Below are 26,076 nucleotides of genomic sequence, written 5' to 3'. Positions count from 1 at the left end.
TCCCGGGAAACCCGGTCGAGGGTTGCTTTCCGAACCCAATGACCTATTTTTTCCTATTTTTATTGTACCAGTCTGTACGCTCCTTGACCATCTGATCGCCGCCCTGCTTGCGCCAGGTTTTAACGAATTCGTCAAAGTGTTCAACAGGTGCTTTGCCCAATACAATTTTGCTGCCTTCTTCAAGGAACATGGTATCAATGTTGTACGTGTTTTTAGCAGCCGGCATACCTACTGCCTCATTCTTGAAACCTTCCTTATCACCTACAGCCCATGCAGCCTTCAACTTGGCAAATGCAGCAGGATTGCTCAGTTTGGCTTCTTCCACTGCTGGATTCGTTCCATGAATCTTGAAGATCACATTAAATGCTTTATTTTTCTCCATCTTCGCAGTATCCACTACGATCTTGCCGTTGTCCTTCTTATAAGAATCTCCTTCTTGACCCAAATCGGTGAACATCTGGCCTTCTTCGCTCATCAGCCAATCAAAATATTTGATGACGGCTTCCGGATTTTTGGTACTCTTCATGATGATGTACGTTTTGGCAACCGGGCTCCAACGGGTGCCGAGAGGACCATCATAACCTGTACCTCGCGGAGTAGGAATGGCGACGACATTCGGTTTATCGTTCGGAATCGTTTTGTCTAGATCCGCTTGCCATTGCCATGCCAGTTGTTGGGTGTGCGACCACATGCCGACCAACCCGGATTTGATTTTCTGTTCCCACACCGTCCTGGAATTCGTCAGGAACTCAGAATCCATGACTTTTTCATCCACCATCGATTTAATAAATCCAAGCGATTGCTTCATATTGGGATGAATATTCTGGATGATCACTTCGTTGTTGTAATAAACTTCCGTATAGGAGTTATTGACTCCCCACATACCGAAGATATTGTCGCCCCAAGTGAATTTCTCCCGCATGGAGAATGGGATTTCATCCTTCTTGCCGTTTCCGTTCGGGTCTTTATCCCGGAATGCCTTCAGCACAGTCATCAGTTCATCGGAAGTTTTGGGAGCTTGCAGTCCTAACTTATCCAACCAGTCTTGACGCACGTACAGCGTTGAATTCGAATTACTGGAAGGCTGCGGAATGGCAAGAATTTTACCATTTACAGATACAGCATCCCATGCAGCTTGGGGAATATTCTTTTTCAAGTTTGAACCAAATTTATCGATCAGATCATTCAGTTCGAGAACCTTGCCTGCGGCAATCAGGTCGGCTTCAGGGCCAGACCAGGATTGATAGACATCCGGGAAATCGCCGGATGCAAATTTCAGCTTAAGCTGGTCTTCATACTGCGAATGGGGTAGTGATACCAAGTCTACGTCCGTGTTCGTTTTCTTCTCCATAAAGACAATGTTGGGATCATTCGCATCTAATGGAGGAAGTGATTGATCGGAAGCAAACATCCGAATTTTAACTGGTGCCGCTGGTGTTGCGGTAGGTGCTTGCGTTGCCTCTGCCGTTTTGGTCGCTGCTGGCGTGCTGACCGTATTCTCTTCCCCGTTTCCACACCCTGCAGCTAGTAACGTGAAAGCGGACAATATACATGCTGTTTGCTTAAACCCTTTTCTCATATAAACCTTCCTCTCAGATCTTGTTTAGTAATCAAAGCGCGTTATTCTTTGATCGAACCGATGAGTGCACCCTTAATAAAGTGCTTCTGGATGAAAGGGTAAACCAATAGGATTGGAACTGTCGCGACTAGAATTGTAGCCATCTGCAGACCTTGGGGGGAAAGAACGACGTTGGATTCAACTAGCGATGCCATTTCCTCATTCATGTTAAACTGTGCAATCAAATTGTAAAGATACAGCTGTAGTGGCCTTTGTTTGAAATCATTAATGTACAGTAGCGCAGAAAAGTAATTGTTCCAATGACTGACGGCATAAAAGAGAATCAGCGTCACCATAATAGGTGTTGATAAAGGAACTGCAATTCGCCACAAAATGGAGAACTCCTTCATGCCATCCACACGGGCTGCCTCGAACAGCTCTTCTGGCAGCGACCGGAAGAAAGTCAGGCATATGAACATATTGAAGGCCGAAATCGCACCAGGAATGATTAAAGCCCATACCGTGTTCAGCAAGTGAAGGTTTTTTACAATTAAGTATGTCGGAATCATTGGCGCTTGGAAAATCATCGTAAAGACAATCAGCAGCAAAATGATATTTTTTCCTTTAAGACCCTGCTTAGCGAGTGGATATGCCGTTACGACTGTCATGAACATATTGACCGCCGTTCCGACAACGACGATGAATAAAGTGATGCCAAAGGATCTCCAAAATACTTTATTTTCCATCACCACTTGATAATTCGTAAGATTTAAACCTTTAGGCCAAAAAGTGACTTCCCCCCGGATCAGCGCTTCCGGCGAACTAAGCGAGCTTGCGATGATATAGAGGAAGGGCAGCATAACAGCAGCGCACGCAATGAGCAGTACGATGTAGTTAAGCGCATCGAAGACTTTTTCTCCGAATGTGAGACGATAGCGCATCGCTTGTTCCTCCTCTCTTAGAATAGGCGCTCGCCGGTCGTGCTCCTGCTGACCCGGTTAGCAACAATCAATAGTACGAACCCGACAATCGACTTAAACAATCCAATCGCCGTAGTCATGCTGTATTCACCTTTGAGAATGCCTTCCCGATAAGCGTACGTATCGATAATGTCCCCAACTTCATATGTAATGGGACTCAAGAAGACATAGATTTGCTCGACGCCTAGATCGAGAGTATGCCCGATTTTCAGCAGCAAAAGCAGCATGATCGCCGGCATCATACCGGGAAGTGTTACATGCAAGAGCTGCCTCCATCGGCTAGCTCCATCTATTCGAGCAGCTTCGTACAATGAAGGATTAATCCCAGCAATAGCCGCTAAGAAAACAATTGCGCTCCATCCCGCTTCCTTCCACATACCGGAGCTGACGACAATCGTACGAAACCAACTCGGTTCTTGCAGGAAAAAGATGGGTTCGTAACCGAAAGCCTTTACCATGTGGTTAATAAGTCCGATCTGGGGGGATAGGAGCATGTAACCGAAGCCCGCAATGATGATCCACGATAGAAAATGAGGCAGATAAACGATGGTCTGGATGGTCCGGCGCATCGCCATGCTTCTGATCTCATTCAATAGAATAGCAAGTAGGATCGGGGCAGGAAAAGCAAAGATCAGTTGATAAAAACTAATGGCCAACGTATTCCATAACAGCCGTCGGAAGTGTACAAACTCGAAAAACTGCTGAAACCATTTGAAGCCTACCCAATCGCTTTGCAAAAAGCCGCCATACAAATTGTACTCTTGAAACGCTATGATGCTTCCTAATAACGGAACATACTTGAATACTAAAAAGTATAAAATACCTGGCGCCAACATCGCATAAAACGGCCAAAAACGCCTCATATAACGAAATGTTGGGATTCCGGCAAGTCGCGTGTGCTTATCTTGAAGCGCCGCATCCTTCGCACTTGTCGGTGCAGTACTCATGAAGTTCGCCTCCCTCTTTTCTAAGATGTCTCTTGATGTCTTCTTACTTAAATTGTAAGTGAAGCGTTTACATGAAACAATAAGGGGATCAACCGAAAAGCATAGGAATCGTCTTAGCTTGTTAAGACCTTATCACTAAACATATAGTATCCGAGCATCTTGAGATGCCAATACGATCGCGCCACTGACAGATCTGTCCGTGAACGCATCGGTATATGTGGTATCAAGGTTTACGGTTACTACCCCTTCGGTATGGTTGATGATAAATAGCAATTTCCGTCCGCTATCATCGTCACCAACTCTGACCATAGCTTCGACTCCTTCAGGTAATCCGTACAAAATCGGCGTAATGCCCGTTTCGCTGACGATCTGATCCAGGATGCCATATAATCCCTCCTTATCAGGAACTGTGCCGATATACACCCCACAGCCTTTACCGTAAGCTCTGCGAGTAACAGCCGGAGTCTCCCGATAATAACCGCCAGTATACATCGCCATCGGTTCGGCTGCCGACTCTACCGCAAGTAAATCGATCACTTCATACCACATCGTGGCGGCACTTATTTTACCATCGTTCAGATTGCGCATTCCGATCTCCTGTTCGCCTTCGATAATACCGTAGTCCTCAATGCCAATCCCTAGAAGATCGCGAAACAGTCCCGGAAGCCGCATCTGTGTGATCTGATTGTTCCACTCCTTGGCCCCAGTGCGAATATCCGTTATGAAATAGCCGCCTTCCTCCACGAAACGGTACAAAGCTTGAACGGTCTCCGCTTTAGCCATCATCAGGTTAGGAGCAACAAGAAGGTCATAGCCAGTGAAGTCCTCTTCTGGAGATACAATGTCAACGGGGATGCCCCGGTCGTAAAAGTAGGCATAATACTTCTCAAAATGCTTGATATATTCGTACCCTTTCATATGCGGCTGAAGCTCGAATGCCCACTCATTGTTGTAGCAGCGAATGAGTGCGACTTTCGCACAAGGTGAAGTTTCGGCGAGGAGCGGAGCCAGCTTCTTCAGCTCCAGTCCCACCTGCTTCACTTCCTCATATTTACGTCCAGGCTCACCATGATGCTGCAAGATGCCATGCCAAAGCTCCTCGATGGAATAGGGCAGCGTCCTCCAGCGAAAATAGACGATGGCATCCGCACCCCGGGCGACAGATTGGAATGTCCATCTGCGCAGCTCTCCCGGTATCGGTGTCGGAGCCATCTCTACAGCGCCAGGAGCTCCGCTTTGGTGTTCCAGTACCCAATAGTTTCGACCGTCCTTAAAGCCTCGGGTCATATCATGCTGCTCTGCCGCGTACGCAGGTCGTTCCTTCGGTTCCGATTTCATATTCGGATACACATCCAGGGAAATCAGATCCAGTTCCTTGGATAAGTCATAGAAATCCACTTGGTTATACTTGCCCATCGCATTGTGTGTGATAGGCTGCCCTGTCGTGTAATGCCTGAGAATATTCACTTGTAGGCGTTGGTACTCGTTAACCGAATCAGATGAGAACCTGCGGTAATCCAAGGCAAGGCCAGGGTTGTGATGCTGGTGCACGGCATATGCAGGAAGATGCAGCTCATCCCATGTGCGATAAGTTTGACTCGAGAAAACGGTCCCCCATGCTTCATTCACTGCTTCAATAGATCCATATTTCCGCTGCAGCCATCCTATGAAGGATTGGCGACAACTGCTGCAATAGCACCGGGCTGTATCGATCATCCCAAATTCATTATCGATCTGCCATCCGATTACGTTTGTATTCGTTCCATAGTGATGGGCCATCTGAGTGACGATACGCTCTGTATACATTCGAAAATCCAAGTTATTAAAACAGTAGTGTCTTCTAGCACCAAAGCCTCGCATTCGTTCGTACATATCCTGTTGGTAAATGCCGGGATGCTTATCCATCAGCCACTTTGGCGGCCCCGCAGTCGGAGTCCCGAGTATGGTTTTTATTCCGTAGTGCTCCATGATGCCCATACTTCTGTCCAACCAGGAGAAATCGAACTCCCCATCTGTGGGCTCCAACCTCGACCAAGCAAATTCGGCCATCCGAACCACATTAAAATGGGCTTCTTTCATCAATCGGGCATCTGTTTCCCAACGTTCTTCCGGCCAATGCTCCGGATAATAACATGCACCGAAATACATAGGCTTTTCTCCTCCTAAATCTTGCGGGTTGTTCCGTCTTCATCCAGACGGTAAACTTGTAAATTCGCATATTCGGCGATTAAAGGCGCCATTTGACGAAAACCAATTTTGCCACTGCCCAGAATGGGACCGAATGTCCTGCCATCGTCCTCCCACTCCAATATAGGCAGTTCGTTAATTGCAAAATGGACCTTCGCCCCCTGCTTCCTGAGCATCAGATGATAAGGCGGCATACAATCCTCCACATTCGGGATCGGATCAGCTCCTTGTGCCACGAGATGAAAGCCGGAGCTTTTCCTCAGGTTACAGAGATGAAAGCTTCTTTCTTCAGGGTACCTTCGTCGGAAATACGCGATATGCAGCGTGCGGATGTCTCCATGTGTATACTGCTCATATTGTCCGTACCTTTCGTTCAGGATGGGGTCGAACAAATCTTCACCGTTCATTCCTGCTGCAGCAAAAAACATCATACTCAGCCCCGGCTCCTTGACTGGCCAGAAATCCCACTCCACCTGAATGTCTCCAGGAAATTCTTCGGGGCACCAGAACACATAATTGGCCATCTGTCCCAAGCTCTCGTCGAGCGAGTTCTCCATCCGCATCCTGCCATTTGGAAATGAGATTTTGGCCTGCCCCTCCAACTGGAAGCCCCGAATATCCTCCATCGATGCCAGATTGTTTTCGTAGATTAGCGTTCGCTTTTCTTTAGTCATTGCCTTTTTTCCCCCTACATGAATGTCTCCTACTAATAATAGACGTTCACTTATCTTTATTCTATGGCCGTTGCCTGCACCCAACAATGAGGAGATCTTCCGAATTGCATAGGGATAGCATGATTTTATTACAAAACAAGCCGTTCTGCATAAGCAGAACGGCTTGATCTTACATGGAGGCAGCTTTATCCCAGCTCATTACGGCAGAAGGCCCATTCCCTGGTAAGGCGATGTCGGATCCAGCCTGAAATCATTCTTCATCGGTGTCAGAAGACTCCATGTGGCAGGATTCGTGGCAGGATTTTTCCCCGTATGGGTCCCCGCTTCTATGTTTTGATACAGATTGCCTGTCGGGAAATCATACACATAATCACCATAATTAAAATAGATCGGGACTGCGTATAAATCCGAATAGTCGTCCCATCTCTCCACCAAGCTCCAGTCAAAACCGGAAGTGAAAGGCGTCACATCTTTGAATTTAATCGGAGCCAAGTTTGTTACTGTGGTATTGCCTGATGCAGAAATATTACCGACTGTCCCGTTATTTCCAGCGATGGTGTCAATGAAAACCTGCCCACCATCTCGTGTATTGTTCGTGAAGACCATCGGATTGTGCGTATTGTCCGATACATAGAACATTTTGTTCGAATTCACATGTCCGCCAGGTATTTCATCGTAGTGGAAATTGATTTGCCGAATCACATTATTTTCAAACCTGAATTTCGATGCATAATTGGAAGGCGTATCATGAATATAGGCAAGAATATCTCTGCTATGGGAGAAGTAATTATCATGCATCACCACTTCATCCGTAGGATCCGGCGTCTCGCCGGGAGCCGCAGAAAAGCGTAACGTAAAGAGCGTGCTCGCAGTTCCGATGAATACATTGTTATAAATCTCTGCACTGCCGGTTCTTTGGCCATATTGGAACGTACCGTCCTGCCATTGCTGGAACGGATTTTTCCAATCCAACGCGTTCATGATGACAACGTTATTATGGACCTTGACGCCATCACCCATATTGGTTAGTTGTATACCTTCTGTACCAGCCCTCAAGACCCTGTTATTATAAATTTCCAAATTGGTAAAGATATGCTGCTTGCTGATATCACTGCTGGTATTACCGATGTACATGCCTTCCGATTCCGAATCGTGGATGTACATGTCATGGATTTTAACGCCATCCATGGTTGCTGTAGGAACACCGTCCGTTTTAATCAATAGACCAGCGAAACCGGCGTTAGCAACTTCAATATGCGATAGCTCAAAGTTCGTTGCATTCTTGCTTACGCTGATGCCGTTGGATGTATTGCGCCCCACTTCAATGCCATATTGGCCATCTGAAGTCGAATAATTTCCATTCAGATGCCCTTGGAAATTGACATTTCCAGTTTTGAGCGCATTGTCATATTTGCCCGTTAATATCCAGTGCTTACCACCTTCGATCGATAAGGTATACGAGTAGGTGCCGCTGACTTTGACCTGCCCGCCATAGTTGCTGATAATCAAAGGATTGCTGGCAGTTCGTTGCGGAAGATTACCAAGTTTCATGTATTGATAATTACCTGCAGGAATGTAAAGACGATCAAGTGTCTGCCAATTCACATTCGGGAAAGAAGCTTGCAGATCAATATAATAGATGGACGCTGCTCCTTGAACGGGCAATATCAATTGACTGTATTGTGAAATGGCAATCTCAAGTGAACCGAATACGCCCGATCCATCCTGTGCGGTTGCCTTTACCGTTACATTCCCGTCCGTTACCGCTGTGAGTAAGCCGCTCGCATTAATGGTAGCGCTTCCAGTTCCGTTAACAACCGACCAGGTAACATTCTTATTCGTCGCATTGTATGGCTGTACAGTAGCTGACATCTGTAGCGTGCTTCCAGTTAATATACTAGTTGCTCCACCGGCTCCCGTTACCGTTATTCCACTAACAGGGTGATTTAGCGCGTCTTGTATTCCGTTTCCATTTTCGTCGATCCACCCGACAATTGCGTATTCATTAGCCCTGTTGGTCATCGTAAGAGGACTGCGGGCTAACAAGTATCTGGCTTTTGGTGCCACAGGGTTGCTGCTGACATCATTATCCTTTATCCATGGTGTAGTTGATCCTGTAGAAAGGTTTTGCGCACTGTTAAAGTTGATCCGAGTTTCCGCAAAACCATTATCATTCGTAGTATCACTATCATCATCCCACCAAAGTGATGCATAAGGGGTTTGATTCCCTGTGCTTGATGCTCTGTATTTGGTCCATGTTGAAGTTATTCGTACCTTGCTCCAGTCCGCTCCAAAATCAATATAACCGACCCTGTCTGCGTATGCTGGTGCATCTATGCCGGTTACACCTCCCGTAGGATCACCAGTTAACGGACTGAGAGTCGGCTGTCCATCAAAAGATCGGTCCATTGGGAAAAACTGACTTCCGCTCGCCTGCCCAGCTAAGGGAGGGGTAATGACTTTGATGGACTCTTCATAAAGATATCCGACAATGGCATACTCACTCGCTCTGTTTGTCATGTTGACCGGAGAGCGGAGCATCATATACCTACCCAATGGTTCAACGGGGCTGCTGCTGACATCATTGTCACGTATCCAAGGTGTTGAAGTTCCTGTGTTGGAAAGGCCTTGTACGCTGTTGAAGTTAATGCGAGTTTCTGTTAAGCCATTATCATTCGTCATGTCGATATCATTGTCCCACCATATTTCGGTGTAAGGAGTCATATCGCCGGTGCTTGATGCTCTGTACTTCGTCCAAGTTGACGTGATTCGTACATTCGCCCAATTCGATCCTAGATCCACATAACCAACCCGGCTTGTGGAGTAAGCAGGCGCATTGTTCGTACCCGCACCGCCTACGGGTACTCCTGTAGGATCAAGTGCGATATCTGGACTGTCAAAGGCATAATCCAACGGGAAAAATAAACTGCCCGTCGCCGCTCCAGCTCCAGCAGGCTTAATAATCTGCCCTTCCCCGCTTGCCATTGCAGCGCTTCCAACAAACAATAACGCAAGCAACATCATGAAGCCGATCAACGTATTCGTGACCATTCTTTTCATCCACTACTTACCTCCTCATCATGATTCCATGTATACATAACCGCCTAAGCGTGTCATGCCGCGCAGATTGGGGGGATCCTCCGACGAATGCCTATCTCACTCCAACTCATTTCCCCAAAGATTGCCAGAACCTTTGGACTTTCTCCACGCATCTCGCCAACGGTGAACGTCGCTCGCCGTAATAACTGGCATATTTTGACGCAGTGTACTCTGCGGAATCGCTGGAAACGGTTTGTGCGGCTCACTTTGGTACCAGTAGGCCACACTCGCGATATCTAATGTCAGTACATTGGCATGCCCATGCTCAATACTGGACCGGAGAGATTTGCGGAAATGAATGGAATCCTCTAACAAGAAGCGGTAACAGTGGGTCCTTCCCATAAAGCCGAGCTTATCTGGTATTCGGGCGTACCCGAAGTAAGGATGGGCATACAGCTCGTTCGGGCACCACGAGGAATTGAAGAAATCCTCCGTCCCAGTGCCATGTAGGGATCCAGGCCAAGGTTCACCATCCACCATAAACATGTCGTCACCTTCTCCATACCACATCGGCCCTGGACTATCGACGTAATAATTAACGCCGACGAAATGCCCACGTCCTTCAATTTCTGCAAACAAATAATTCCCTTCATCCGATTGATTTTTCGGTGGTTCACCCATAAGTCCCCACTCATTCTCTTGCTCACCTGACGGTTCGGTTATTTCCCGATTCCACCAAGCGTGAAACCGTCCTGCATCATCCGGTATCGAAGCATGGTGCTCATAATCGATATAATAATAAAAAGAAGGAACATCAAACTCCGAATCGTTTTCTAGTGTAATTTTTGCGCCTCGGGCGAATGGCATGGGGAAGTAGCAATTCAATCCTTTTCCTCCCCTAGGAGCCGCAGCCATTGGCAAGGAGATAAATGGATAATTCTCACCCCAACCCTGCCCGAAGAAATCTCCGATCGGGCTTTGTACGCTTGGTTCCGTTTCGCCATCCCAGTACATACGCAAAATCAGATTGCGATTGTACATAGGATCCTTCGCATTGATTGTAATCCAGATATGTTTGATGATCCCCGCATTTTGAAGATGGGCAAGCACCGCTGTTTCCCCAGCCTTAATAGAAATATAGTCATCATTTCCTCCCGATCGGTCGTAGCTCGAAACCCGAAGTGTTCGGCATTCCTGAAATCGATACAATCCATCCAATAAGCCCATTAAGATCTCTCCTTGGTTTAGTGGTATCAGGGAAGTTGCCCCTGCTTAATAATTCTAATTGTATGGGTGGTCTGAGAATCAAACAATGAGGCAATCTCCCGATTTACATAGACATCGAACGGTACTTACATCATTCAAGCGTCTCGCTAAAAGAGGAACCTGGTTCCCTTTCGCTCGCCGATTCCCCCGCTGGAACAATATGCCGTCAAAAAAGCACGTACCCATCCCATCGGGACAAGTACGTGCTTTGTGCTTTGTATTATCTCAACTACTCATATAACGCTTTATCTATTGCAACCGTCTGACCCGACCAAACCTGCTGTGAGGTCCACGGCACATCCGCACCTTGCCAGAACTCATCATTTGCCGCCAAGCCAAGCGGTAGAAAGACCGCAGAGCATAAGTACAAGCTCCCTGTTGAGATATACGGCTCGCCAAGCTCTGGCTGATGTCCGCAAAGTCCAATCCGTAGCCAACCGCCTTCATCGAAGGTACCTGGTGCTTCAATCAATCTGCGAATGACAGCTGTTAAAGCTCCCCGTACTTGTGCTGGTTGAACGCCTATGGGCAACTCGCGCCGCTGTGATGTCTGCGCCAGCGCTTGGAAAGCCCCAAAGCGGTAAGCTAACGACCTGCCAATCGCAGGGAACGTCCCTTCAGGTGAAATCATGCGCTCCTGAACGGCAGCATAACGCTGCGCGCGCTTCAGGATGTTCTCACGCATTTTGCCCCAATCCGAATATAGCGCATGCACATGCTCAATGATATCCACCATCATCGGCTGAATAACGAAGCTGTTATAGTAATCTGCATGATAGTCTACGCCATCCCCATACATGCCATCGCCTAGATACCATTGCTCATGCTGTTTCAACGCAAAATCAACACGCATATGGTCCCAGTCTTCGCCCATCACACCAAGCGCAGTCTCTGTCATTGCTGCGAAAAGCAGCCAGTTATTAAAGCCTGGCTTGCGTGTCCGCGAAGTTTTCATCGCGGCAGTAAGATTCTTTTGAACGCGAGGGTCCAAGTTATGCCACAGCGTATTCGGTGCACGTAAAATCGCATGCGACAGAAAAGCGGTATCCACGATGGGCTGCATGCCCATCGCAAAGTTCAAGAAATCCGGAGACTCTGGATCCGTAGCCGCATCCATAGCCTCTCTGGCAAGCTTACCATATGCCAAACGAAGTTCTTCTTCCTCGGCATCTAACGCTGGTGTTTCTAACCAAGGCGCCATCCCGACGAGTGTACGACCGAACGCTTCGAGATACGTGAACGCGCGTTGCTCTTCTTTTTTACATTCAACTGGCATTGTGGCTCTAAGCTGTCTACTTGCCAGCGCCCGAAGGACAGGCTCAGCGATGCGAAGCATCGTCTGAACCCAATAGGCGCGATCTGTTACCACCGCCGATTGGGAATTACTCATACCAATACCCCTTGAATCCTTTTTCAAGACGAAGCAATGCTTCTAAATAGTAGTAGTCTCCCCAAATGACATAATCATCCGGTGCAGCACCGCCGCGAACACTGTAGGAACCGCGCTCTAGGAATCCTTGTGCATCCGGTTTGCCAATTGTAGCGTAGGATTTCACAAGTCCAGCCATCGAACGTTGCACGCCATTTTCCAAGTACGCGCGATCCGGGTCATCTGCTGCCAAATGTTCAAGAATCTCCAACGCCCCTGCAGAAGCAATCGCGGAAGCAGAGCTATCACGTTTCGTTTCCGCATTGACTGGCGCATTGAAATCCCAGTATACAACGTCATCTTCTGGCAAACGCTCGAAGAAATAACGCGCTAAACGTTTAGCTGTTTCTAAGTAGAGCGGATTTTTCGTATAGTGGTACGAAAGCGCAAACCCGTAAATGCCCCACGCTTGTCCTCTTGTCCACGTCGATCCATCTTGATAACCTTGATGCGTTCCACCACGCAGCGGTTCGCCTGTTTCTTGATCAAAATAGAACGTATGATACGATGAATCATCACCGCGCACCAAGTAACGGCGTGACAAATCTGCATGGATGATTGCTACTTCTTTATAATTTGAATCTCCGGTTTGTTCATATGCCCAGTAAAGCAATGGAAGGTTTAATAGGCAATCAATAATGATTCGCCCGCCATTATGCTCGTCACCTTCAGGTCCCCAAGCTTGAATGTATTGGCCTTTCGGTCTCCAACGCTTCATCAATACATCAGCAGCTTGCAAGGTAAGTTGCTTCGCGTTCTCATCCTTCTCAAGAATCCACTGCGCTTTCGAAGAAAGAGAATATAGGAAGCCAATATCATGATGATCCAATCCAACATGTTTCTCAAGTCTTTGTTTAAAACTTGCCACCGTTTTCTGTGCAGCCTCTTGGAATACTTTGTCGCCGCTATACTGGTAGCTCAGCCACAATATCCCTGACCAGAAGCCATCCGTCCAATCGGTATTCGGATTCAAATGATAAATATCGTTCTCACTGACATGAGGGAATAGATCCCCGAAACGCTCAATATTCACTTTCGTCTTCTGCAAAGCATCCTCAATAGCTTGTTTCCACATGATAGAATCACTCCGTATCCCTTGTTATAGGTTGCTCAATAACTGCCTCAACTTCACTAGCGAGTTAAACGTTTAACACTCATATTTAGATTAAATTGAAACGTTTAACCTGTCAAGCAAAATTAACATTTTTGACGTCCTTTTTGAACAAGCTAGAGGATCCAAAAATAATGCCTATAGTTAAAGTGAACCATCGATCAGATTTATTTAAGAAAATAGGCTTAACCCACTAAAAAAAAATAGAACCAACGTCGATTTACTTACGTAATACTATTCATGCTTGACATTCTTTCAGGGTTAGGGAGGTTTCTTGCTTATGACAATCACATTCGCTTTTCACCAAAACACTTCAATCCGAGACGCTATCTCGATGGTCGTCTGGTATCTAAGAAAGAAACGTAGAGCGTAATCTTAGCCATTCCCCTAAGAAACATAGAAGATGAACAAAGCCTATGCCCTTCCGTTAACGGAGAGACATAGGCTTTGTTGCATTTGAACTTCTATAAGGCTGCGCCTTTTCCACCATCAATATTCACAGAGGTCCCCGTTACATAGGACGCTGCATCCGATGCCAAAAAGGTAATCACATTTGCTGCTTCCTCTGCATTGCCAATACGGCCTAAGGGAATATCATGTCGCGGATCACTAGCGAACTCTTCCCAAGTAAGCTCTGGTGCATGCTTTTTCCAAACCTTCTCGATTTGGTCGCTGCGAATTGTTCCAATACATACGGTATTGACCCGAATCTGGGCAGAACCCAAATCTTTGCTCATGGCATTCGTTAATGCCAAACCAGCCGCTCTACTAACCGATGTTGGCAGAGAAGATGCTGGAGGAGTCTTGGCTGCAGAAGTTGTAACATTCACGATCGAGCCGCCGCCTGCTTCTCGCATATGTGGAATGGCAAATTGCGAGCAATGAATCGCGCCGAATAACTTCAATTCCAAATCTTGGCGCCACACGGCCGAACCTACTTGTTCAAACGGTGCCGCCGCAGAAGTCCCTGCATTATTCACAAGAATATGTAAACCGCCAAAACGTTGAACTGTCTCTTCAATTGCTCTCCGACAATCAGCCTCTGAAGTCACATCCGCCTCAATCGTGAGAACTTCGCCCTCGGTTAGATTGGCAATTTGGATCGCAGCTTCCTGAAGCTGCTCTGCATTTCGCGCAAGTATAGCCACTTTCGCCCCTTCGCGGGACAAAGAAATGGCGGTAGCGAGTCCGATCCCTTTGCTTCCTCCGGTGATTAAAGCCACCTTATTTTGCAAGCCTAATTGCATATGGTTCGCTTCCTTTCCCTCAATAACAATATAATGGCAATCTATTGATAAGCATACGCCATCACAGCGCCATTTTTCAAATCCCATCAAAATCAACAGCAAAGAAAAAACCATCAGGACTTATCATCCTCATGGTTTTCCATTGACAATCCTATTGGTTTAAGTAAACAGCTTTGCCCGTGCGAGCGGACTCATAGATGGCTTCAAGAATTTGCGATACAACATAAGCCTGTTCAGGCGTAACAACCGGATCAATATCTTGATCAATCGCATTGATCCAAGTGCGCATTTCCACATCAGCAGCGCTCTCGGTTTTGCCATCGTAGAAAGCAACTCCGCCTGCTTTTAAATCAACCTCAGTTGTGTATAGACGACTATGCTTCTCACCATTGATGCGAAGGCCGCCTTTCATATCCGCGCCGCCTTCCGTACCACTCAGCGAGCATTTCGCTTCGTCTACTTCAAGTGTGTTCAACGCCCAGCTGGATTCAAGAATAATGGTTGCACCATTCTCCATCACGATCATCCCGAAAGCAGAATCCTCAACGGTAAATTTACTAGGATCCCATGGCCCCCATGCGTTAGCAGCGTTTTCCGTTTGGGACAATTCATGGTAGGACGTACCTAATACAACCTTCGGCTTGTAGTTGTCCATCATCCAAAGTGTAAGATCCAGGGCATGCGTACCGATATCGATTAACGGACCGCCACCTTGTTTCTCTTCATCAAGGAATACACCCCATGTCGGTACAGCACGACGACGAATCGCATGTGCTTTAGCAAAATAAATGTGACCAAGCTCGCCATCAGCACATACATTTTTCAAATGCTGACTATCCGGGCGGAAACGGTTGTTATAGCCAATGGTCAGCTTTTTGCCAGTGCGTTTCGCTGTTTCAACCATACGTTTCGCATCTTCAGCTGTTTTCGCCATCGGTTTCTCACACATAACATGCTTGCCAGCTTCAAGAGCAGCAATTGAAATTTCCGCATGTGAAATGTTCGGTGTTAAGACATGCACGATATCAATCGTGGCATCTTGTAGAATTTCTTTATAATCTTCGCAAACTAGCGCGCCTTCAATCCCATATTTCGCTGCAGCAGTTGCCGCACTCTCTTGAATGATGTCACAAAATGCGACTAATTCAACATTGGAGAGCTTACTTAAACTAGGTAAATGCTTACCATTCGCAATTCCACCGCAACCAATAATTCCAATTCGATACTTACGTGACATGTGAAGACCTCCAGTAGGTTTTTTCCTTGCATGTGCATATATGATATTTAGACAACTTTCTTAAATGTAGCACATGAAAACGCTTATTTTTAGTCTAACATTCGGACAATCATACTCAGATATTGCGACACAAAAAAAGCCAAGAGAAAAATCCTCCTGACTTTTATTGAATTCCCCTAGTTAGCCCCTGCCCGCTTCTGAGCATCCTCTAAATAACTTCGGTACAGCCCCTCATTCGGTTGTTCCTGTGTTAAATTCTCGTAGTAGCGAGCAACCTTTTGGAAATAGTAGGCATGCACATCACTTGTCGGCACAAGCCGGTAGGGATCCCAGCGATACGTTTCTACACGATAAGCTTGACCTTGCTCCTGCGTCCATAACGCGATTTCACAAAGGCCGTCTTGACCATTGCGTGTCGGCATATCCTCGATTTCCAAATGTGAATAGGTCGTTCCCGGTGGTATTACGCGCTGGAAGCCTGTCTGTGTCCATTGAATAATATCCAGTTCTACTGCAGGTTCATCCACCCGCTCCCAACCAATAAGGACATCCCAGCCTTCTTTGCGTGAAACGGGAGCTGCAGCGAAGTCCTTCACAGCCAGATTCTTCCCTGTTGATGCTGACCCGATCGGAAACCAATTGCCTGAGTACTCTTTCAAGGAAAACAAATATTGATGGTCTAAATATCTATATAGGGCTGTGATTTCTGGAAACCCATCACCATCCACATCGGCGTAAAGAATCGCCGCGGGATCTCCCTCCTGCTTCAGCACGACAATCTCGGCCTCCTCAGGTATGCAACTGCGGACGACAGAAAGAAAATCAATTGAAGACAAGCTCATGTTATCCCTCTTTTCGCATCTTCTCAACTCAAGTATATGCGGAGGGGAACTTGGCACATGTCTAGCAGAATTAGTTGAATTAGGTTAGGCGCTCCCGCGTTGTTCCTCCTGCAACTGGTGAACACATTGGATAAAACGCACCGTCTGCGTCTGTGCTCTCATTACGACCGAGTGGGTTTGCGCACGACCGCCCCAGCCATATTTGACACCGTTTAAGAAATCGCCTGATGTGACTCCAGTTGCTGCGAAAATAATATCGGAATCACCCACAAGGTCCCGCATACCCAAAACTTTCAAAGGATCCGAAATCCCCATGGCTAGGCAACGTTCGTGTTCCTCTTCATTCTCGGGCAGCAAACGCCCTTGCAGTTCGCCTCCCATACAGCGCAAAGCCGCTGCTGCAAGAACACCTTCAGGTGCTCCCCCAGAACCTACATGCAGGTCAATTCCCGTTTCTGGGAAAGCCACTGCCATCGCCCCGGCCACATCGCCGTCGCTTAGTAAATATATTTTGACCCCTAGTTTACGCAAAATCATAATATGTTCGGCATGTCGATTGCGATCTAGGATGGAGACCGTCATCTCTGAGATTTCCTTCTGCAGAATACTTGCCGCTTTCTGAATAGTCATCTCAAGCGGATCTTCAAGACTCAGCTTGCCAGCCAACCGTGGACCCACCGCCAACTTCGCCATATACATATCAGGGGCATGGAGGAGATTGCCTTTCTCAGCGATAGCCACAACAGATAGGGCATTATTCCGACCACTTGCCACAATATCAGTTCCCTCTAAGGGATCAACGGCCACATCAAATTCAGGTCCAATGCCGCTGCCTACCTCTTCACCAATGTAAAGCATTGGCGCTTCATCCATTTCCCCTTCACCAATGACAACCGTCCCCCGGAAAGGAACGGCACGAAAATATTCCCGCATCGCAGAGGTTGCTGCCCCGTCCGCATCATGCTTATTCCCTTTACCTGTCCAGCTAGATGATGCAATGGCTGCTGCTTCCGTTACCCGTACAATTTCCAACGATAAGTCTCTTTGCATAAGCGATCCACCCTCCCGAAATTGGTTTGATTTGTTTAACTGATGCGTTATGATCTCTCCGCCAAAATTAAACCCGCTGTTTCCTCGATTGCTTTCTCGCTCACATCGATAATCGAACAACCCAATTCACGATATAGTTTCATGGCAAAAGCTAATTCTTCCTCTATGCGCTCTTTCGTTGCATATTTAGCACCAAAAGGAAGTCCAACGGCTTTCAGCCGTTCTGTACGAATACCAATCAGCTTATCCACACTCATCGTCAGTCCAACTAGCTTCTTTGGATCAAGTTCAAACAATATGCTAGGCGGTTTTACCTCCGGAACTAAAGGATAGTTCGATACCTTAAATCCTTTGTGCGCCAAATATATGCTAAGCGGAGTCTTGGAAGTTCGTGATGGTCCTATCAGGACGATATGTGCCTGCTTCATTGTGCTAGGATCCTTGCCATCATCACTATTGACTGTAAACTCTACGGCTTCAACCCGTTGATAATATTGTTCATCCAGTTGATAGAGCAGCCCGACTTTACGCTTAGGCGAATCCTTAAACGTGTCAATAAAGGCTTGCATCATGGGTCCCATAATATCGATGGCATTCACATTCAATCGGATGGCTTCTTGCCGCATCATTTCTCTAAGTTCAGGCAAAACAAGCGTGTAGGCGATAAATCCCTTCTGTCGGGAGGCTTCCTCTACGATCGCACGTACTTCATCTTCGGTTCGAATGGAACCATGTCGCTTAACGACAACCTGACTTGCATTAAACTGCCGAATCGTTGCTTGAACAACTGTATTTGCTGTTTCTCCTACCGAATCCGAACATACGAAAATGGTATGCAGCTTCTCTCCCATGTAAATTCCCCCTGATTTACGTACCTAGCGCTACATCCAGCAGCAATTTGGTCATTGTTGTTTTCGTAATTCGGCCTACAACTTCCAGCCCTTCCCGACCCTCAATCGCATTAATGACGGGTAAGCTGTCCACTTCATGCTGAATCATTTTCCGAGCTGCTTCTAGCACGCTATCTTCAGGCTTGACCGTAATAATGTTGGGTTGCCTGGTCATCACCAGCGAGACTGGCATGGCCGTTGCCGTAGCATGTCCTAACGTAACCTTCAGTAGATCTTTTCGTGATACCACTCCTGCTAATGTACCTTCCTGATTGACAATCATTAGACTCCCTACATTTTCGAGAAAAAGGGTAACCACTGCGTCGCTCACAGTGACCGTCTCGCGAAGTAAGACGGGGATTCCCATCACGTCCTTGACCTTCATCGAATCGATCAACTTGAAAGGTGTGTGTACATCCAGTGCCGCTGTTCCTAGAAAATAGCCTACCTTCGGCTTGGCATCGATATGCCGTAGCATGACTAATACAGCTAAATCTGATCGAATGGTTGGACGACTAATGCCGAGCAGCTCAGCGATGCGTTCGCCAGTAATTGGCGCATATTTGCCGACGAGATCAATTATTTCTAACTGGCGAGCCGTAAGTTCGATGATGTTTCCCTCCTAAAGCAATGAAATACCGTTATATAGTATGTTCTATTTGTTATATATTGTACATTATATAACAAATATCTGAAATATAAAGATGTTTATTGCCTATAAAAGAAATATTTATCACAAAAAAACTCCCTTTTATTGCCTTAGTAGGCAACATGGGAGTTTTCGGTTACTTGATCGCTGCTGCTGAGAGGGCGATTTTCGACGGCTCAGTGGGAATTTGGTGCGGATTCAGTGCGGAGACGGCGATTATTGCCCCCTCTGCTGAGTCATACATCTCCCACTGGAATATCATTTTCACAAGAAAAAAACGATGCCCAACATGCCTGCGCCAACGATAACAAAAATCGGATGCAGTTTATACTTGACGATAGCTATAAAAGCGCCACCTGCGATGAGGAGTGTTGCAACTTGTTGCCAAGTAACTCCTGTCTCTACAGTTCCAAAGGATGATTGGCCAAAATGCAGCGCTGCATAGATGATAAAACCTGTTACAACAGGCTTGAGACCGTAAAAGGAAGATTTAAACCACGTATGCGAATGCCAGCGCATCAAGAATGCCGCTACGAAAATGATGAGAACCAAAGACGGCAGTACCATGCCTAATGTCGCCAACATTGCTCCAGGGATACCCGCTATTTCATAGCCAATTAACGTGGCACTATTCGTAGCAATGGGACCAGGGCTGGTTCCAGCCAAGGCAATCACATGATGGAATTCATCCATTGTCAGCCATTGATGCTGCTCAACTTCAAGCTGGATGACAGGAATCATGGCATAGCCGCCGCCAAAGGATACGAGTCCTATTTGGAAAAAGGTGAGAAATAATTGGAGTAGCATCTACGAAGCACCTCATTTCTTAAATCCCATCCGCCATATACCAGTCAGCGGTCTTGTTGTCAGCACTTGTAGATACAGGTGGTTCTGTATGAGAAAGGGGTTTCGACATGCCCCATTTGTTCTTGAGATAAGTTGCGATGAGACCAACCAATACACCGAGTGTGATCAAGACGAGAGGCGATACCTGAACGACGAGCATCACAACCACAGTGCCTACCGCTATAAGGAGGGTAAGCCGATCGAAGATCGATGATTTCGCCATTTTGTACGCTGCTGCCGCAATAAGACCTATAATCGAAGCATGGATCCCCTCCATAAGAGCTTGCATTTTGGCGTAATGTTCAAGCCAAGCGTACAGCACACTTAGCATGAGGACGATCAAGAAGGTCGGAAGTGTAATTCCGACAACAGCCACAATGGCACCAGCGATGCCGGCTAGACGGTAACCGACCAATGCCGAAACATTGACGCCGACACCACCCGGTGCTGCACCAGAGATGGCCAGAAGCTCTGACATTTCCGCGTCTGACATCCACCTCTTCATGTAGACAACTTCTCGGTGAATGGCAGGCAGCATCGCGTAGCCACCACCAAAGGTCAATGGACTAATTCGTAGAAATGTCCAAAATATGCGAATCAACTTACTTAGAATATTCCCTGTCATAACGTTTACCTCCCACTTAATTCTATTTTGAACTAAAGTAGGAGGGAAATCCAATCAATAATCGTAATCCTTTTTCGTGAATATGCTTATAATGTGTGACTTCCACCCAATAAGCCGCTTTTCCTTTGTACGATTTGATTCATTTTGATAAAAAGGGGCGAGCTTGCTTCTTCATAGCCCTATTCGTCACATAGACACCTAACACAATCGAGAAGGCTCCCAATAGGTGATATAGCTGCAACGATTCCCCAGTAAACGTGGTTGCGAAGATAGCGCTAAACAAAGGTATGAAGTTGAGAAATCCAGCACATCGCTGCGGACCAGCAAGCTCAATAGCTTTATTCCAGCTCGGGAAAGCTACGATAGACGCGAAGATGCCTACATACAATAAACCACTGACTAACGCAGGACTCCATGAAACGTGAGGTGCCTTGATCATCCACTCGATAGAAGAACTTGGAATCAACACCACAAGCGCCACAATTACTTGTACCAGTAAAAATGGGCTTGCAGGAAAACGACCAGCCATTTTCTTCATGCCCACTGAATATAAAGCCCAACATAAGACGGCGATCAACATATACATATCACCTTGATTGACGGACAACCGAAGGAGCGCAGACAAATCCCCTTGGCTAATAATCCAACACACACCCAGGATGGATATACCAATTCCTGGAAGTGACCACCAAGCAAGTCTTTCCTTCATAATTGCCCAAGTGATGAGGACAACGAATATTGGTGTCGCCGAATTCATTAGCGAGGCATTGATTGAGCCCGTATATTGCACAGCAACATACGTAAGTGAGTTGAATCCCGCTACACCTGTCAGGGAGAGGAATAGTACCATTTTCCAATTCGCTAGAAACTCATTTCTAAGCCGCCAAGCTGCTTTGCCATACAAGGGTAGTAAACATAAGAAGGCAATACCCCAACGTCCTGTTGCGAGTGTGATCGGAGGAATATGTAAAACGAGTGACTTACCTGCAACAAAGTTCCCTCCCCAAATGCAAGTTGCGAGAATTAATAATAGATAGGGGGATCGTTTCAGCATGGCATGAGTAGCTCCTTTAATTAAGTGGTTGAATTTCTTAGATGGGACTAAGTCAGAATACTCGAATAGCCCCTTGGAAAAAGATACATACTAAAGCATGCGATTGGCAAGCATTAATATTTTTAACACAAACAAAAGTCCCCGATTTTCATGGAGACTTTAGGTGAATTATTCACGAATATTAGCTATCATCCTCCAAAAAGCGAACCTCGCAGTAGCAGCCGAGTGGAATCATTTCACGCAAGCAGCGCAGCATGTGTTCCTTCTCTTGCTCTCCCATTCGCTTTAATGCGTCGAAATCAAAATGAATGATACTATTGATGACATCATAGTGCTTAAATCGCAAACGCCCAAAAGGGAATTGCCGATTGATAGCAGCTAGAATACCATATTGATTCAAGTTTGAGCGGAGTGCCGTTAAAACAATTTCGGATGGCACTTCTTGCAGTAATGGCACTTTATCTGCTCGAACTGCGCAATATGCCTTAACCTGAAACACGACATACGGGTACAAGTAAGCGTTTGCATATTTTTCGACATTCAACGCATCCTGTTTCGATAGCTGCAAATCATCCGTCCAAGCATAAATCGTTGCCCTATATTTATCTGAAGTGTGAATTCGGATGTACCTTAAATGGGGAAAGCGAGTTTTCACAAGCTGTTCCGAAAGTAGCCGTGTTCCCACCAAGATCACCTCTTTCATTCCTGCTTTTGTATGATTAGTATATGCATCTAAACAAAAACAGCTATCCTTTTACTTTGAAAAGATAGCTTACTTCGTCTTACGTTTACTCATCTATATTCGAAAGCTTGGCCTAATATGATGCAACGAAGCAAAAGCCGTCCCCTTAGGTCTCATGACCCCAAGGGACGGCTTCTTGCATCACGTTTCTTACAAGCCTTTCGCTTTCAAAAAAGCTTGCCATTGCTTCGTCGTTTCCGCATCAATCTTGTCTTGACCAGCCGCTTTCAGCTTGTCAATGTATTTCTGCAGTTGATCCGCAGGATCTACCGCACCGGTTTCAAGAGCAACTTGGAACTCCAGATCTACGGCCGTCACATTGGCAACCTCAGATTTGATCGTGTCTCGATTCACATCAAAACCGTAGGAAACCGGCACCATGGCGCTTTCGTTTAATTTTATCGTTTTGTCCCATACATCTGGCGTCTGTGCACCTTTCAAGTAGGCATTAAATTGGTTGCCGAACACCCAATCCACGTTCGGTGCATAGCCGGAATCCTTAATCGGTTCAATATATTTGTCATCCTTCTTCGTATAATGCTTGCCTTCCAATCCATTTGAAATCAGATTATATAACACTTTATCTGTGTTCAGAAGGTTAATGAACATGAGGGCGCGATCTGGATTTTTGGACGTTTTGCTAATGACCTGCATCGCACTCGCAACGCCTGTGAAGTAGGAGTCGGAGATCGGCACATACACGACAGCATTGTTACCGTTATTAGCCATCTCATCGACTTCGCCGCCTGGCTTCGTTGTAAACTCAAGGCTTACCGCCACTTTCCCCTTTTTCTTGAGGTCCGTAATGTTTTTCAAAAGAGGGGCATCCTCATTGATATATCCCGCTAGTGACCATTTATGCATCGTCGTGAAGAAGTCTTTCTTGTTTTGCAGCTGCTGAATCTTCGTGATGGACGTGTACGTTTTGTCATCTTTCTTGTAAGCAACCGCAAGACCATCTGCGGCGACTAGATTTGGGTCTGTATAGAGGCCCCATGAATTCTGAGCCATCCCGAAAGGAATAACATCTTTTTCATTGTCCTTAATCGATTTCAGGAAAGGCTCGAGGTCTTTATACGTCTTAATTGAATTAACATCCAATTTATACTTATCCGCAAATTGCTTTTGAATGACAAGACTTTTCGTCTTGGCTGCGATTTGATATACAGGGAAGCCGTACACTTTGCCATCCGTTGCTTTCATATCTGGCCAGAATTTATCGGGAATATTCTTCCGGGCTGCTGCAGCATTTTTACTGATCATCGCATCGGTCAGCTCCAAGAGCGCACCTTTATCAATGTTCGGCTGATAGCTGAGCAGCCAATATTTCGAGCCCCATGCCACATCGAAAGCTTCACCAGAGGCCATGATCGTGTTCAATTTCGGATCATATTCATCAAAGGAAAGTGGTTTAAGATCTACGGTTGCATTGATTTTGCTCTTCACATATTTATTGACTTCCTCATTCACGAGTGCCTGATCTTTACCTGGCGGATTACTTGGATAATAGAATGTTAATTTGACTTCAGGCAATGTGCTAGGTGCAGGTGTTGCAGGCGTCGCGCTTGTCGTTGTTGCAGGTGTTGTTGCTGCCGGTGATGTCGTTTCACTTGCCGTGTCGGTCTTGCATCCAGCTAACACGGACATACTCAGAAGCATAATGGCTGCAGAGCTCAGGTACATTTTTTTTCCTTGGATCAACCTTCACACCTCCATAGTAAGAACCCCTAGTATCATCAGAACATCGAACCTTCCTTACAGGCGCCCTCACCTCCTCTCAGCTTTTGAGTGAACCTACCGTAATCCCTTTCACAAAGTACTTTTGGAAAAAAGGGAACATGATCATCATCGGACCGCCCGCAACCAAGGCCATCGCCATCCGGACAGATAGTGTTGGGAAGTTTGCAAATTGTAATTTACTCGCCGCCTCGGCTAGAGGCGAATTCGCTAGAAATTCAATCTGTGACAGAATACGAACGAGAAGCAGTTGGAGTGGCACATATTTGTTATCATCGATGAACAACAAGGCATTAAACCAATCATTCCAATAGGCAAAAGAGATGAATAATCCGAGTGTTGCTAACGCCGGTGTGGAAAGCGGCAGAATAATACGGTAGAAAATACGAAGCTCGCTAGAGCCGTCGATCTTGGCAGATTCAATAATTTCCATCGAAATTTTATCTAGAAAGCTTTTCATAATAATAATATTGAAAGGATTCATGAGCAGTGGAATGATCAGTGCCAGGATGGAATTTTTCAAATGCAAGTATTGTGTCATTAGGATATAGAACGGGATCGTCCCCCCATTGAATAACAAGGTGAAGAAAATATAAAACGTAAGCGGCCGATGGTAGCGAAAGTCTCGTCGTGACATCGGATAAGCCGTCAATGTTGTTAATAACAGGGATAGCACGGTCCCAATTATGGTGATGCCTATCGTCACCCCATACGATTTCAGCCAAATCTCGGGAGATTTGAAGACAATTCGGTATGCTTCTAAACTTAGCTCTTTCGGAATAAATCGATAACCGAATTGAATCAAGCTGTTCTCCGACGACAGTGACACCGCAATGACAAGCACGAAAGGGATAATCATCAACACACATATCAGAGTGAAAAACACATGGATATACCATATCGATACCGTTTTCACTGGTTTAGCTACAACAAGCTCCATAAAGCGCCAAGGCTCCTCCCCCATTAAAATAATGCGTTATCCTTATCCATTCGGCGCACCGCTGCATTTGCTGACACAATGGTGATTAGCCCCACAACTGATTGAAGAAAACCCACAGCTGCCCCAGAATTAATGTCACCAAGCTTCGCAAGGGCACGATACACATAGGTATCTATGACATCTGTCGTCGCCAAATTAGCGCCAACATTATTCGGCACAAAGTAATGCAATCCGAAATCACCGCGGAAGATATTGCCTAAGCCTAGAATAAACACAATGATTATCAATGGCTTCATAAGCGGCAATGTAATCCGAAATATCATTTGAACGCGTGATGCGCCGTCTAGTTTAGCTGCTTCGTAATATTCCGTGTTTATGCCAACAATCCCAGCGTAGTAGATTAATGTCGAGAAACCGACACTTTTCCATACAGCAACCACAGGTAAAATGAAGAGCCACGGTGTCGTCTCGAAGTACCATTTGTGCGGAGAAAGCCCGATGTTGCTTAGAAAGCTATTGAGGTAACCACTCTTATGCTCTAGGAAACCATACGCAATGTAACCGACCAATACTAATGAAATGAAATACGGTAGAAATAGTGTAGTTTGATACACCTTCACCATGCGGCCGCTTACCTCATATAACAGGATAGAAAGGACGAGCGCAGCAAGCGTTCCAAGTACGATATAGCTCATGTTGTATAAAAGGGTGTTTCGAATAATACGCCAGGCATCCTGTGATTTGAATATGAATTCGAAATTTTTGAAGCCGACCCATTTGCTCCCTAGAATCCCTTGATCATACCTGAAATACTTGAAGGCTAAGATGAGACCGATCATGGGCAAGTACTTAATGACCAGTTCAAACAAAATCCCTGGAGTCGCAAGCAACAGCAGTTCGCGATTTTTACGCAGGTGTTTGAATTCTCGAAATAGTTTTCGTTGTTTGTTGGGATGTGATTTCGTCATTGTGCTCCTCCTTCCCTATTCGTATCTTGCCACAGGATAAAGCGTTTACATAGCGTAC

The 26,076-nt window shown here is 46.1% G+C and carries 22 protein-coding genes; all 22 read right to left on the bottom strand.

Translation table 11 applies throughout. The features are described 5' to 3' along the window. Positions 1-43 precede the first annotated feature (43 nt). Positions 44-1,579, bottom strand: a complete 1,536-nt coding sequence (locus HQN88_RS07975) for an extracellular solute-binding protein (protein ID WP_173109874.1) — start codon at positions 1,577-1,579, stop codon at positions 44-46. Positions 1,580-1,620: 41 nt separating this feature from the next. Then, positions 1,621-2,499, bottom strand: coding sequence for a carbohydrate ABC transporter permease (locus HQN88_RS07970; RefSeq protein WP_173109872.1), 879 nt, complete (start codon positions 2,497-2,499; stop codon positions 1,621-1,623). Between the two features lie 17 nt (positions 2,500-2,516). Then, positions 2,517-3,485 carry an ABC transporter permease gene (locus HQN88_RS07965; RefSeq protein WP_246320117.1) on the bottom strand — a complete coding sequence of 323 codons (969 nt, stop codon included), beginning with the start codon at positions 3,483-3,485 and terminating at the stop codon, positions 2,517-2,519. Between the two features lie 135 nt (positions 3,486-3,620). Then, a complete protein-coding gene (locus tag HQN88_RS07960; protein ID WP_173109870.1) occupies positions 3,621-5,633 on the bottom strand; it encodes a beta-galactosidase in 2,013 nt (670 codons plus the stop codon). 14 nt (positions 5,634-5,647) lie between these two features. Then, positions 5,648-6,346, bottom strand: coding sequence for a DUF1961 family protein (locus HQN88_RS07955; RefSeq protein WP_173109868.1), 699 nt, complete (start codon positions 6,344-6,346; stop codon positions 5,648-5,650). A 198-nt stretch (positions 6,347-6,544) separates the two neighbouring features. Beyond that, positions 6,545-9,406 (bottom strand): Ig-like domain-containing protein, encoded by a 2,862-nt coding sequence (locus tag HQN88_RS07950; RefSeq protein ID WP_173109866.1) that lies wholly within the window; start codon positions 9,404-9,406, stop codon positions 6,545-6,547. A gap of 96 nt (positions 9,407-9,502) precedes the next feature. Next, positions 9,503-10,612: a glycoside hydrolase family 172 protein gene (locus HQN88_RS07945; RefSeq protein WP_173109863.1), complete on the bottom strand. Its 1,110-nt coding sequence runs from the start codon at positions 10,610-10,612 to the stop codon at positions 9,503-9,505. Positions 10,613-10,880: 268 nt separating this feature from the next. Continuing rightward, positions 10,881-12,041, bottom strand: a complete 1,161-nt coding sequence (locus HQN88_RS07940; protein ID WP_173109861.1) for a DUF2264 domain-containing protein — start codon at positions 12,039-12,041, stop codon at positions 10,881-10,883. Then, positions 12,034-13,155, bottom strand: a complete 1,122-nt coding sequence (locus tag HQN88_RS07935; protein ID WP_173109859.1) for a glycoside hydrolase family 88 protein — start codon at positions 13,153-13,155, stop codon at positions 12,034-12,036. The genes HQN88_RS07940 and HQN88_RS07935 overlap by 8 nt, the downstream gene beginning before the upstream one ends. A gap of 500 nt (positions 13,156-13,655) precedes the next feature. Then, complete coding sequence (locus HQN88_RS07930; RefSeq protein ID WP_173109857.1) at positions 13,656-14,438, bottom strand: SDR family NAD(P)-dependent oxidoreductase; 783 nt, start codon at positions 14,436-14,438, stop codon at positions 13,656-13,658. A 151-nt stretch (positions 14,439-14,589) separates the two neighbouring features. After that, positions 14,590-15,675 carry a Gfo/Idh/MocA family protein gene (locus HQN88_RS07925; protein ID WP_173109855.1) on the bottom strand — a complete coding sequence of 362 codons (1,086 nt, stop codon included), beginning with the start codon at positions 15,673-15,675 and terminating at the stop codon, positions 14,590-14,592. Positions 15,676-15,851: 176 nt separating this feature from the next. Beyond that, the gene (locus tag HQN88_RS07920; protein WP_173109853.1) at positions 15,852-16,517 is read right to left on the bottom strand and encodes a hypothetical protein; all 666 of its coding nucleotides are present in this window, start codon (positions 16,515-16,517) and stop codon (positions 15,852-15,854) included. A gap of 84 nt (positions 16,518-16,601) precedes the next feature. Then, the gene (gene glpX / locus HQN88_RS07915) at positions 16,602-17,567 is read right to left on the bottom strand and encodes a class II fructose-bisphosphatase (RefSeq protein ID WP_173109851.1); all 966 of its coding nucleotides are present in this window, start codon (positions 17,565-17,567) and stop codon (positions 16,602-16,604) included. 47 nt (positions 17,568-17,614) lie between these two features. Next, complete coding sequence (locus HQN88_RS07910; RefSeq protein ID WP_173109849.1) at positions 17,615-18,418, bottom strand: pyruvate, water dikinase regulatory protein; 804 nt, start codon at positions 18,416-18,418, stop codon at positions 17,615-17,617. A gap of 16 nt (positions 18,419-18,434) precedes the next feature. Continuing rightward, positions 18,435-19,070: a helix-turn-helix transcriptional regulator gene (locus HQN88_RS07905; protein WP_173110458.1), complete on the bottom strand. Its 636-nt coding sequence runs from the start codon at positions 19,068-19,070 to the stop codon at positions 18,435-18,437. 300 nt (positions 19,071-19,370) lie between these two features. Then, positions 19,371-19,913, bottom strand: a complete 543-nt coding sequence (locus HQN88_RS07900; RefSeq protein WP_173109847.1) for a chromate transporter — start codon at positions 19,911-19,913, stop codon at positions 19,371-19,373. A 19-nt stretch (positions 19,914-19,932) separates the two neighbouring features. Next, on the bottom strand, positions 19,933-20,577 hold the full coding sequence (locus tag HQN88_RS07895) for a chromate transporter (protein WP_173109845.1): 645 nt from the start codon (positions 20,575-20,577) through the stop codon (positions 19,933-19,935). Between the two features lie 139 nt (positions 20,578-20,716). Then, entirely contained in the window at positions 20,717-21,631 is a 915-nt protein-coding gene (locus tag HQN88_RS07890) for a DMT family transporter (RefSeq protein WP_173109843.1), read from the bottom strand. A 181-nt stretch (positions 21,632-21,812) separates the two neighbouring features. After that, positions 21,813-22,316, bottom strand: coding sequence for a hypothetical protein (locus HQN88_RS07885; protein ID WP_173109841.1), 504 nt, complete (start codon positions 22,314-22,316; stop codon positions 21,813-21,815). 207 nt (positions 22,317-22,523) lie between these two features. Beyond that, positions 22,524-24,074, bottom strand: a complete 1,551-nt coding sequence (locus tag HQN88_RS07880; protein WP_173109839.1) for an ABC transporter substrate-binding protein — start codon at positions 24,072-24,074, stop codon at positions 22,524-22,526. A 76-nt stretch (positions 24,075-24,150) separates the two neighbouring features. Next, complete coding sequence (locus HQN88_RS07875) at positions 24,151-25,050, bottom strand: carbohydrate ABC transporter permease (RefSeq protein ID WP_173109837.1); 900 nt, start codon at positions 25,048-25,050, stop codon at positions 24,151-24,153. A gap of 23 nt (positions 25,051-25,073) precedes the next feature. Continuing rightward, positions 25,074-26,018, bottom strand: coding sequence for an ABC transporter permease (locus HQN88_RS07870; RefSeq protein ID WP_173109835.1), 945 nt, complete (start codon positions 26,016-26,018; stop codon positions 25,074-25,076). Positions 26,019-26,076: the final 58 nt, after the last annotated feature.

This window comes from Paenibacillus qinlingensis (assembly GCF_013204845.1).
GTDB classification, from domain to species: domain Bacteria; phylum Bacillota; class Bacilli; order Paenibacillales; family NBRC-103111; genus Paenibacillus_E; species Paenibacillus_E qinlingensis.
The sequence above is the reverse complement of the archived record's forward strand: the minus strand, read 5'-3'. Positions and strand labels throughout refer to the sequence as shown.